General features: G+C 60.4%; 12 protein-coding genes, 1 tRNA gene and 1 pseudogene. 7 read left to right on the plus strand and 7 right to left on the minus strand.

All coding sequences use genetic code 11. From position 1 onward, the window contains the following. Positions 1-100 (plus strand): annotated as a pseudogene (locus ABSB13_RS15830) (IS110 family transposase); the annotation flags it as partial. Positions 101-368: 268 nt separating this feature from the next. Here the strand turns inward: ABSB13_RS15830 and ABSB13_RS15835 are convergent. The 4 genes from ABSB13_RS15835 to ABSB13_RS15850 form a co-directional block, all read right to left on the minus strand. Then, positions 369-1,541 carry a CaiB/BaiF CoA transferase family protein gene (locus ABSB13_RS15835; protein ID WP_428110223.1) on the minus strand — a complete coding sequence of 391 codons (1,173 nt, stop codon included), beginning with the start codon at positions 1,539-1,541 and terminating at the stop codon, positions 369-371. A 243-nt stretch (positions 1,542-1,784) separates the two neighbouring features. Continuing rightward, complete coding sequence (locus ABSB13_RS15840) at positions 1,785-2,531, minus strand: hypothetical protein (protein WP_428110224.1); 747 nt, start codon at positions 2,529-2,531, stop codon at positions 1,785-1,787. Positions 2,532-2,636: 105 nt separating this feature from the next. Further along, the gene (locus ABSB13_RS15845) at positions 2,637-3,476 is read right to left on the minus strand and encodes a carbon-nitrogen hydrolase family protein (RefSeq protein WP_428110225.1); all 840 of its coding nucleotides are present in this window, start codon (positions 3,474-3,476) and stop codon (positions 2,637-2,639) included. Between the two features lie 38 nt (positions 3,477-3,514). After that, positions 3,515-3,841 (minus strand): rhodanese-like domain-containing protein, encoded by a 327-nt coding sequence (locus tag ABSB13_RS15850; protein ID WP_428110227.1) that lies wholly within the window; start codon positions 3,839-3,841, stop codon positions 3,515-3,517. A gap of 910 nt (positions 3,842-4,751) precedes the next feature. On the opposite strand from ABSB13_RS15850, the gene ABSB13_RS15855 reads away from it, so the two are divergent. Both ABSB13_RS15855 and ABSB13_RS15860 read left to right on the plus strand, forming a co-directional pair. Then, positions 4,752-4,997 (plus strand): hypothetical protein, encoded by a 246-nt coding sequence (locus ABSB13_RS15855; protein WP_428110228.1) that lies wholly within the window; start codon positions 4,752-4,754, stop codon positions 4,995-4,997. Positions 4,998-5,009: 12 nt separating this feature from the next. After that, complete coding sequence (locus ABSB13_RS15860) at positions 5,010-5,225, plus strand: hypothetical protein (RefSeq protein WP_428110229.1); 216 nt, start codon at positions 5,010-5,012, stop codon at positions 5,223-5,225. Positions 5,226-5,313: 88 nt separating this feature from the next. Here the strand turns inward: ABSB13_RS15860 and ABSB13_RS15865 are convergent, their stop codons facing one another. Further along, positions 5,314-5,826, minus strand: coding sequence for an FxLYD domain-containing protein (locus tag ABSB13_RS15865; protein ID WP_428110230.1), 513 nt, complete (start codon positions 5,824-5,826; stop codon positions 5,314-5,316). 92 nt (positions 5,827-5,918) lie between these two features. Here ABSB13_RS15865 and tadA point away from each other — a divergent pair, with 92 nt between their 5' ends. The 4 genes from tadA to ABSB13_RS15885 all read left to right on the plus strand — a co-directional run bounded on the left by tadA (position 5,919) and on the right by ABSB13_RS15885 (position 7,857). Further along, complete coding sequence (tadA, locus tag ABSB13_RS15870; RefSeq protein WP_428110232.1) at positions 5,919-6,380, plus strand: tRNA adenosine(34) deaminase TadA; 462 nt, start codon at positions 5,919-5,921, stop codon at positions 6,378-6,380. Positions 6,381-6,456: 76 nt separating this feature from the next. Then, on the plus strand, positions 6,457-6,660 hold the full coding sequence (locus ABSB13_RS15875; RefSeq protein ID WP_428110233.1) for a hypothetical protein: 204 nt from the start codon (positions 6,457-6,459) through the stop codon (positions 6,658-6,660). A gap of 165 nt (positions 6,661-6,825) precedes the next feature. Beyond that, a tRNA-Ser gene (locus ABSB13_RS15880) sits at positions 6,826-6,915 on the plus strand. Between the two features lie 447 nt (positions 6,916-7,362). After that, positions 7,363-7,857: a DUF6933 domain-containing protein gene (locus ABSB13_RS15885; RefSeq protein WP_428110234.1), complete on the plus strand. Its 495-nt coding sequence runs from the start codon at positions 7,363-7,365 to the stop codon at positions 7,855-7,857. Positions 7,858-7,899: 42 nt separating this feature from the next. Here the strand turns inward: ABSB13_RS15885 and ABSB13_RS15890 are convergent, their stop codons facing one another. Then, entirely contained in the window at positions 7,900-8,931 is a 1,032-nt protein-coding gene (locus ABSB13_RS15890) for an integrase core domain-containing protein (protein WP_428110235.1), read from the minus strand. 128 nt (positions 8,932-9,059) lie between these two features. Beyond that, positions 9,060-9,758, minus strand: a complete 699-nt coding sequence (locus ABSB13_RS15895) for a YceI family protein (RefSeq protein ID WP_428110237.1) — start codon at positions 9,756-9,758, stop codon at positions 9,060-9,062. Positions 9,759-9,867 lie beyond the last annotated feature (109 nt).

The following is a 9,867-nucleotide window of genomic DNA, read 5'->3' on the forward strand; positions in this document are numbered from 1 at the left end:
GCTCGCGCTGGTCGCCTGCATGCGCAAACTCATAACCATCCTCAATGCGATGCTTAAACATCGCACTCATTGGAGTGCTCCATGCCCAAATCCCGCTTGACTATCAACACAGTCGCTGCACCCAGTATTAAGGCCGCCCGCCGTTGGCGGACGCGGGCCCCTGCCAACGGCCTAATACTGCGCTGCCGTCGCCACGGGCAGGGGTGACCCCTGCACCCAGTATTAAGGCCGCCCGCCGTTGGCGGGCGCGGCCCCTGCCGACGGCTTAATACTGCGCTGCCGTCGCCACGGGGAGGGGTGACCCCTGCACCCGGGATCAAGAGAAGATGCGGGACTTTGTCCCTGTTAGAACTGGTTAGAGGGGACCCTCAGATGATCACTTTGGCGGCGCGAAGTTCGTCGACCTGACTACGTTCGATTCCGGCCTCGCGCAGAATCTCGTCGGTATGTTCGCCGAGTTTGGGCGGCACGCGCCACATCTTCATCGGCGTTTCCGAAAATCGCGCACCGGGATTCACAGCGCGCACCTGGCCCGCGCTGGGATGTTCGTAAATCGAGAAGCTTTCGTTCTCGATGATTTCCGGATCCTGCAGGAGCGTTTCGTAGTTGTGGACCGGGCCGCATGGAATGTCGGCCTTCTCGAGCACTGGCAGCCATTCGGCGGTGGTTCTTTCGGGGAAAAGCTTTGCCAGACCGCGCATGAAACTACGCCCGCGCTCGGCGCGATCCGAGGTCTCGGGCCAGAATTCGGGATGTCCAACCGCCTCGGCCAGCCGCTTTGACTGCGCCTCGGTGAACGGTGCGATCGTGAGCCATCCGTCTTTCGTTTTGAAAGGATCCAGCGAGGTGCTCTTGGGCGCAAGGTGCTTGAACTCGTCTTCGGGCAGCAGCGTGTAGCCGTAGATTGAATCGTTGGCCGTGAAAGCCATCATCGCCTCGAGCATCGGGACCTTGATGTACTGGCCGACGCCACGGGCGCGCGCGGCGTGCAACGCGCTAACTACGGCCAGCGCCGCAGTCATCCCGCTTACTTTATCCGCCAGCGCCATCTTGACGGCGGTGGGCTGACCGGTTTTGACGCCCTGGATGTAAGCCATGCCGGAGTAGCCCTGGATGACGGGGTCGTAGGCGGGAAAATTCGCCAGGCGGCCCTTGGGCGGGAAGCCGCAGATCGAGCAATAGACGATCTTGGGATTGGCGTGACGAATGTCGGAGTAGCCGATTCCGAGGCGCTCGGCGACACCGGGGCGATTGTTCTCGACCAGAGCGTCGGCCTTCACCGCGAGCCGGCGCACGAGGTCGCGGCCGTGCTCTTTCTTGATGTCGATCACGATGCTGCGCTTGTTGCGGTTGAAGTTCAGGAACGACGCGGTGAGGCCGCCCCGCTGCGGACCGACGCCCCGGCGCATCGAGTCGCCCTCGGGCGATTCGATTTTGATGACGTCGGCGCCAAGGTCGCCGAGCAACTGCGTACAAAACGGTCCCGAAATGACGGCTGTCAGATCAAGAACGCGAAAACCAATCAGCGGTCCATCAGCCATAACAAAAATCCTTCAAGCGCAAGCGCTGGGCGTCAAAGATACTAACTGCGATAGCGTGGCGAGTCACGCAGCGCGGAGCCCAATGCGGCTTTGATCAGCTATCGAGCTGAAATTTCATCTGCCGCCGCAATTGCGCAGGTTACCCGCCCCAGTTCGTCAGAGCATCGACGCCAAGCCTGCTTAACCCGCCCGGCGCGCGGCGTCAAGGCGCTTTTCAGGAGATTCGCGGCGTTGGTTCCTGCCTCAGTTGGCGGGCGGCTTCGGTACGCTGGTGCCGAATGCAACTTTCAAGTCGTCGCCGTTGAACGGATAGACGTGGACCATCCAGCCGAACGCCTGTTTGAGGAAATGACCGCCTGCGGCCTCACACTCGGCGGCGTCGGCGATTTTGCCGGTGAATCCGAAGCGTCCGTCGGCCAGGAAACCCAGGCGGCGGTTGATTGCGGGTGCGGACCGGATTGACCCCGGCGGCATCATGCCCGGCATGTCGAGATGGGTCGCGCCGATATCGCCGCGCAAGAGGTCGTCGAGCGTGATTCCGTTGGGCAGGCAGATGTTGGTGTGAGCGTGCCAATGCGCCACGCTCAGCGGAATCAACGCGTCGAGCTGATCGGATGTGTAGTCGGCGGGCGCGCTATACATCGCGCCGACCAAAACGTAATCGCCGCTCGAATTTTTCACGTAAAGCAGTGAGCCGGGACGTGTTAGATCGAAATGGCCGCTGTATTCCCGTGATGCGGCGCCGTAGTCGGTAAAATGGTAAACCTCCTGCGGAACCGTCGGCAGAAAAATCTGGTAGCCCTCCGACAACGCCGCTCTGGAATCGTGATACTTGACCAGCGCGCGGCGAAGCGTGTCGATTACGTCGTGCGCACGTTCGATGTCATTGGGCGTTTGCGGACGCGAGGCCGTCATCACCATGTGCGCACCCATGCCCATCCGACCGCCCATCGCGTTGGGCGCCATGTCGTGGCCCCCCATATCACCCATCGCGGCCATATCATCCGCGAATGCAGGCGCGGTGATTGAAAGAGCGAGCGTGACAACTAGAAGACCGAGCCTATGCCTGTTCATGCGATCCCCTGGCGCATCGCTTCACTCGCGATCGGCCCGGATGCGCGCGTGTTGCAACGCCGGCAGTTCGCGCCGCACGCGGTCCTGATACTCGAGATCGATCGGCGCCACCACGACGCCTTCCTGATCCGCCGCGCGCGCAATCACGCGTCCCCATGGATCGACGATCATTGAATTGCCGTAGTCGCTGTAGCCGTAGATATTGGGACCGAACTGCGCGGGCGCGATCACATACGCCTGGTTCTCGATCGCGCGGGCGCGGATCAGCGGCTCCCAATGCGCCTCGCCGGTGGGGAAGGTGAACGCGCTTGGCACGGCGATAACCTGCGCGCCGGCAAATGTCAGGCGGCGATAGAGTTCCGGGAAGCGAAGATCGTAACAGATGCTGAGTCCAATCGCGCCAAGTGGAGTTGCGGCGCAGACGAGCTGCGCGCCGCCGAGTTTGGAATCCGATTCGCGCACCGTCACGCGGCCGGGAAGATCGACGTCGAAGAGGTGAATCTTGCGATACACGGCGATTTGGCCACCGTCGGGGCCGAGCAGCGCCGACGTGTTGTAGCATCGCGACTCGCCGGCGGCCTGTTCGGTGATCGATCCTGCGACGAGGTGGATTCGCAGCTCGCGCGCCAGCCGCGACATCAGCGTGAGCGATTGACCGTCGAGCGTTTCTGCCGCAGCCGCCTGCTCGCTCCGCTTGCCACGCCAATTGAAGACCTCGGGCAACGCGACCAGGTTTGCACCGCGAGCGGCGCCGATGCGGACGAGCCGTTCGGCCCGTTCCAGGTTTGCCGCCTTGTCCGGTCCGGCGGTCATCTGGATTGCGGCTGCCAGGTAAGTCATCGCGGGATTTCCATTGGGCATTATGACGCGTTAGTCATCGGGTTAGTAGCGCGAGGCATTCAATAGCGAGGAGTTGTCGGATCGGCGGTCTCGGACCACGCGTCGATCCCACCTGACAGATTGAGCACGCGTTCGAAGCCCATCCGCGCCAAGTACATCGCGACCTGCGCGCTGCGGATCCCATGATGGCATACGACGACGATCTCGCGGCCGGGATCGAGCTCGGTCAGGCGCGAGGGGATGTCGCCCATCGGGATGTGACTAGCGCCGGGGAAGGGCGCGACAGCAACTTCAGCCGGCTCGCGGACGTCGAGGATGAAGACCCGATCGCCCCTGTCGAGGCGGGCCTTGAGTGCCGCCGGTTCGATTGCGCCGAGTTCAGGCATCAAGCTACAGGGGAGAATGCGGTATATGTCGCAGGTCGGTCAACAGGGCTGGAGCGGCCCTCCGAATGGCGGCGGCTATGGTGGGTTCGGCAACTTTGGGTCCGGCCACGGCTCGGGGTCGGGGGTCAATGGGCTTGAGCAAGCGTTGAGCGATGAGGCGGTCCCGGTTGAAGCGTTCTTAGGCGCGGAATCCCTCGGTTCGACGAGCGGATGGTATCTTCTCCCCATCGGTTCCGAATACAGCATTCCGATTCCGTTGGCTGCGCTCCCGAGTATTTTCGAGAGCATTTGGGATGACCTTTTCGGCCGCGGCAACTCGGCTCCGCCGATACCATACCAGATGAGGCACCACCGCCACCCAATCTATCCGATTTTGGGAATAGCCGACGATCTGACTCCCACGCAGGCGTCGGAAGCCATTCAGCTGATCCAAAGCATCGAGCGGCCTCCCCCGCCGGAGCTCCACGCCGCGCCGTCGGGGGCGCTAAGTTTCTCCGTCTGCGAAGGGCTGTTTCTTAGCTTAACTGCGCCCGCGGTCATGGGTTGCGGGGTCTATGGCTCTCTTTGCCTCGGGGGCGGGCTGCCAGCATGCGGGCTTGCAGCCGGCACGTGCCTACCTGAAGCGGCCGGCCTTATCGGCTGCTACTCACAGGCTCATGGCGGGCAGTTCCCTGATTTCGGTGAACATCTTCCTCCGGGGGAGCGAACACCGGAGGCGCCGACTCCTCCGCTACAGCGATAGCGGTAACACGAAAGCGGGGCATTTGGCATCATGCGATCCCTAAAGACGGCAACTTATACTACGCTGGGTTTGCTCGTAGTGTTCGCACTGCAATTCGCGCTCGCGTATCGGATACCGTATTGGGGATTGAGGAGCCCGTTCCCCTTCACGATCCTGCGAAGCGTCGCAATGCCGATCCTGGTCGGCCTTTGTGGCGCCGTATCCGCCTTCTCGGCCGAATCCGTGGCAGAACGAAAGCTCTTTTACTCGGTCATTGCGGCTAGCCTTGCGGAGATTGTGACCATCAAGGCTATGCTATGGCTCAGTCAGCCTTTGCTGATGCTCTTGGTTTTCTTTTTGAATGCCTTCATAACCGTCCAGTTTCTGCGGTATGGCAGATTATTGTTTGCGCTGAAACGACTTGAAATGGTCTGATCGAGTTTCCACATGGCAAAAACACCCGCGACCGTTCTCGGCATGATTTTCAGGACTGCGTTGATGGCGGTTTTTATTATTGTGCCCGGACATTTGTGGGTGTACCCAACAGCCTCGATCAAAGTCTGGGCAATGGCCACCGCCGCAGTACTAGCTCCGGTCGTCCTGCTGGCGATCTTTCAACAGATCAGGTTAAGAAGGGCGCTTTCTCGCGAAAAGGGTTCGTGAAGCGGACCAGATCGCCGTCATCGCCGAGTTGCCTTCGATTGCACCGATATCAGCCATCAAGCGACCGGGGAGGGCGGCGCACTACTTTTCACTGTTTGATGTCGTTGGAAAACAGCTCGACCTTCGAGAACGCCGGCAGCTCGGAGCATGGAACCGAGAACCGGAACGTGTCGCTCTGACCCGGCCGGAGCGGTTCGAAATGCGGCTTCTCGTTCAGGATTTTTTGCACCCACGCATCATCAGCGAGGCTTTCGGCATGATGGTTGTAAAGGCTTTCGCCGTGAAGGACTTTGCCGTTGCGGTCCTCGAACGCGAAGTGCAGGCGGACATAGTCGATCGGCCGGTCGCTGACATTGGTGATTTTTCCCCCGACTACCAGGCTTGGCGGCATGCAACACGAACGCGCAATCACGTCGTCCGTGACGACGACCTGGAGTTGGTCGTTGGGGACGACCTGGGTCTTCGGATGATCGTTGGGGGCGTGCAGGTCCGCTTCCGCGCGTGCGTGATCGCTGTCTTTGATTTTGACGCGAGTGTCGGCAAACGTGGTGCTGACCGCACCGAAAACCAGAAGGGTCGCGATTGCGAACAGCTTTTTCATATCAGCGACCTCCTCGATCGATCTTGGTGCGAGGGTTCGCCAGTGTCAATCTAGTATGTGAACGCCGGAGCAGCCGTACCAGCAGGAGTCAGATGGCGACCGCTGAATACATGCAGTTCATGGCCGATGCGATTGCCGAAGCCCGCCGCGCCGAGGCGGAGGGTGAAGTCCCGGTCGGCGCGATCGCGGTTGCGGATGGGCAAATCGTCGGCGCGGGGCATAACCAGCCAATTACGCTCATCGATCCGACCGCGCACGCGGAAATCCTGGCAATCCGCGCGGCCGCATCGACGTTCAAAACGTACCGGCTGACGGCGGTGTCGATTTACGTCACGCTCGAGCCATGCGTCATGTGCGTCGGTGCGATGGTAAACGCGCGAATCGCCCGGGTTATATACGGCGCGCGCGATGACAAGGCAGGTGCGCTCGGGTCGGTGTACGATATCGGCAGAGACGGCCGCCTGAACCATCGATTGGAAGTCGTCGGTGGGGTGATGGAATTCGAGTGCGCCGAGATTATGCGCGAGTTCTTTCGCGCGCGGCGCGGTGGATGACGTGGCGGAAAATATATAAAAGAACTCGTTGGTGCTAAAATTAAAATGAGATTTTCAGAAAAGTGGTGTGGCCGCGATGCCGAGTGATAAGGCCAAGCAGAACAAGGCGCTGACGGCGACCTGCGTCGCGTGCAAGAAGCCCGTATCCACAGAAAGCGCAGTCGCGCTCACGGGCGTCGAGGACGGGCGCCACCAGCAGTACGTGGTGTGCAATGCGTGCGCGAACGGTGGATGGCGTCCGCCGGGCTTCGCAGGATTGTATACGCTGCGCCACGAGTAGCTCGCGACCCGGAAATTCCGGCTGGATCAGATTCAGCTGAGTTCGGAAAATCGTCCGATCGAGAATGTTCCAAGCGCGCCGTTTCGTGGACGAGTGGCGTGCGGACGAATCCGAGCCAGGGTCAGCTTGACTGCGCGGCAACAAACATCGATGCTCGTCTGTCGCGGAGAGGTTCGGGAGTTTGGTTTAACCGGCCTGACTCGAAATCAGGTGAGCCTAACGGCTCCGGGGGTTCGAATCCCTCCCTCTCCGCCAATCAGTCTGGCATGTTTCCCTACATTTTGGAGAAGCGATGAAATCGGCGCGTGAGGCGCGATTCACGCGCAGCCGTGGACCCGGAGAATGCCAACGGCCGCGGCTGACGGCAAAAATCGCTCAAAATTCTCTGTTCGCGATTTTGGCATGTCCATCTGCGAACCGGCCGACATCTAGCGGGAATCCGGGACGCACCCAGCCAGGACGCGTGGAAGCAGCTCGGCCGGCGTGAGCTATGGAATGTCCAGAGCACGCTCTTGCGCGCTCCAGAGCGGGGGCAGTTCGATTCTCTGGGTCATTGCGAGGGTGGTAAGGTCCTGTGCCTACTCAAAACATCAAATGCGTGCGATAGTCGAGCCTTGGAGAAGCTGGAGGGTATTTTCAGTTGGTCAGCCGGCGGATCAGGCGACTCAACCGACACACCCTTGAATCCAAACCGTCTGGAACGTGCTGACTATCCGCTGTACTCGCAAACTCCTGAAACGCCTGGGCGCAGAAGCGATCGTTGTTCCGCCTTCACCGACCAATCGCCTCGGCAACTGGTATGCCAATCTGGTTTTCGTCAGGCACGTGCCGCTTATCATTTGCATTAGTGAACGGTCGCTGCTCCCGGTGATTGTTGAAGCCAGAGGCGCGTCTTCCTTCAGTCCGCGTTTTCGGGATGCCGCTCGGTCGGTGCTGCAAGGCATCGGCGCGGGGCCGGATATGGTGGGCCGGGAAGTGCGAGAGATGGGTTCGTTTGCGATCGGCGTGACCGCGAACCGCCGCGTGCTGGGCTCGCTCAACGACCTGGCTTCGCTCGCTCGTTTCGAAATTGAAGATAATCCGTCGATCGATTTGGTGGCTCTGGCGGTCAAGCTAGCGGAGACGCCGTGCTCTCCACTCAAATACGAGTCCCCAAGGACAGTCTCTTTGGCTCTCCTGCGGCACGCCAGTTCGTGATTGGACAGGGACGCGGCCGTGCACGCGATCAGCCGTCGCGAATTAGGCTGCCAGCCGTTCGTAACGATGGTGAAGGCCGCCCACCTCCTCGATGGCGATCACCTTGGCCCGATTCTCCGATTGGACGGGGCGAGGGTCGGGACAGTCCTTCTGCAAGGAAAGATGGGTCCGCGACCGATGGTAGTAGTCTCGATACGAGGTCAGTACCCGCCTCAAGTGACGTTCGTTGAAGATGACGATGTGGTCGAGGCACTCGCGCCGGATCGATCCGATGACACGCTCGACGTATGGGTTCTGCCATGGTGAGCGTGGTGCCGTAACGACCTCCGTTATGCCCATCGCTTCGACCCGGCAGCGGAAGTCCGAGCCATACGATGCGTCACGGTCGCGCAGCAGATACCGGGGCGCGGTGTCCCACGGGAATGCCTCTGTGATTTGGCGGGAGAGCCAACCTGCGGTGGGGTGCTGCGTGATGTTCAGATGCAGGATCTTCCGTCGAGCATGGCCGAGGATCACGCTCACGTACAGCAGACGAAACGCAGCTGTGACGACCACAAACATATCGATGGCGGCGATGCCGTCGATATGTTTGCTCAGGAAGGTCCGCCAGGTTGGTGAGGGCGGACCATGCCGCCGGACCATATGTCTCCCGACGGTTGCCTGGCTGACCTCGATGCCGAGTTTTAGCATTTCGCCATGAATCCGAGGCGCACCCCACAGCGGGTTGGCAACGCTCATCTGTCGGATCAACTCACGAATCTCGCGATTCACGCCCGGCCGTCCGGGGCGGCGCGAGCTTGACCGCCAGCGCCAATATCTGCGGAAGCCCTGCCGGTGCCACTGGATCACGGTCGCCGGCTTGACCAGCACCATCACCTTCAGGCAGCGCGGCCAAACTCGGTAGAGCCAAGCCCACAGCAGGCGGTCGCCCTGACGAAGCCACGGTCGGTCGGGCCGCTGCCGGTGGAGAACGGCCACCTGATGCCTGAGGGCCAACACCTCCAGTTCCAGGGAGGCCCGGCGCCGAAACCGGAAGGAGAGCAGAGAAACTATCGCGGACAGGATCGTTAGCATGCCGGCCACCATAAAACGGTCGGCACAAAACTCCAATGTTTTCAGGCCACACAGAATTATGAGCGGGCACACGTCTGGATTTGCGAAGGAATTCAAGCCGGACCAAGTTTTGAGAAGCGACAGTTGGGTCAGTTGGCTGGTCGCGTCCAGACGACATGTCCCGCAGTGGCGATCTCGATATCGACTTGCTTCGCCACAGTTAAAAATAGGACGCTCGGGTCTTCCAGACCCCAATCGACGTACGGCACTGAAAAATGAGACGTGGCGATCAGCCCGTCTCCGATGAGCCGCCCCTGAACCTCTATAACGATTTGGTGTCCCGCCCCGTGAAGTGTCAGCACTCCTTGCAGCCTCGCTTGAAACTGACCGTCGGTCCCTAGCTGACCGGTGACCTGCTGAGGCGTGAAAGTGATTTCCGGGTACTTTTGAACTTCGAGAACACTCTCTCGCATCTCATTGTCACGCGCGCCGATGCCCGTGTCGCCGCTCCTGGCGTCGACGACGATGGAACCGCCAGCTTTTCCAGTAGCGGGGTCCGCGATGATGGTTCCTCGTTCAAGTTTGAAAGTTCCATGTGTAGTGTGTAAGGCACCCGGCAAACGAAATTCAATCAGTGTCTTTGATGGGTCGAGTTCAAGCGTTCCAGAGCGCAATTCCGCCGACGCCGCACCATGAACCAAGACCGCTATGGTCAGCAGGCATGCGAAGGCGCAACTTCTAATGACATTTATGACGCGGCGCGCCATGCTCAAAACTTCGGTCCAGAAGCCGGTTGAGGCATGCATCAACTCGACGGTCGATGAGTCTTTTGCCTCCATTAAGTTCATTGTCCACTCACTAGGGAAGCTCTGCACAGGTTGCTGCGCAGAGGTGACTGACAGAAGTGATCATGAGGATTGGGTTCAGCGAAGTGGCATCGAGGGGCGGATGGCGCCG

Origin of the sequence: Binatus sp. (SeqCode) (assembly GCF_050013435.1) — a bacterium.
In the GTDB taxonomy this organism is placed as follows: Bacteria; Desulfobacterota; Binatia; order Binatales; family Binataceae; genus Binatus.

Excerpts from the sequence above, each read along its gene's own strand:
- ABSB13_RS15835 (WP_428110223.1), bottom strand. The coding sequence starts at position 1,541 with ATGGCTGATGGACCGCTGATTGGTTTTCGCGTTCTTGATCTGACAGCC.
- ABSB13_RS15840 (WP_428110224.1), bottom strand. The coding sequence starts at position 2,531 with ATGGGTGATATGGGGGGCCACGACATGGCGCCCAACGCGATGGGCGGT.
- ABSB13_RS15845 (WP_428110225.1), bottom strand. The coding sequence starts at position 3,476 with ATGCCCAATGGAAATCCCGCGATGACTTACCTGGCAGCCGCAATCCAG.
- ABSB13_RS15850 (WP_428110227.1), bottom strand. The coding sequence starts at position 3,841 with ATGCCTGAACTCGGCGCAATCGAACCGGCGGCACTCAAGGCCCGCCTC.
- ABSB13_RS15855 (WP_428110228.1), top strand. The coding sequence starts at position 4,752 with ATGCCGATCCTGGTCGGCCTTTGTGGCGCCGTATCCGCCTTCTCGGCC.
- ABSB13_RS15860 (WP_428110229.1), top strand. The coding sequence starts at position 5,010 with ATGGCAAAAACACCCGCGACCGTTCTCGGCATGATTTTCAGGACTGCG.
- ABSB13_RS15865 (WP_428110230.1), bottom strand. The coding sequence starts at position 5,826 with ATGAAAAAGCTGTTCGCAATCGCGACCCTTCTGGTTTTCGGTGCGGTC.
- tadA (WP_428110232.1), top strand. The coding sequence starts at position 5,919 with ATGGCGACCGCTGAATACATGCAGTTCATGGCCGATGCGATTGCCGAA.
- ABSB13_RS15875 (WP_428110233.1), top strand. The coding sequence starts at position 6,457 with ATGCCGAGTGATAAGGCCAAGCAGAACAAGGCGCTGACGGCGACCTGC.
- ABSB13_RS15890 (WP_428110235.1), bottom strand. The coding sequence starts at position 8,931 with ATGCTAACGATCCTGTCCGCGATAGTTTCTCTGCTCTCCTTCCGGTTT.
- ABSB13_RS15895 (WP_428110237.1), bottom strand. The coding sequence starts at position 9,758 with ATGAACTTAATGGAGGCAAAAGACTCATCGACCGTCGAGTTGATGCAT.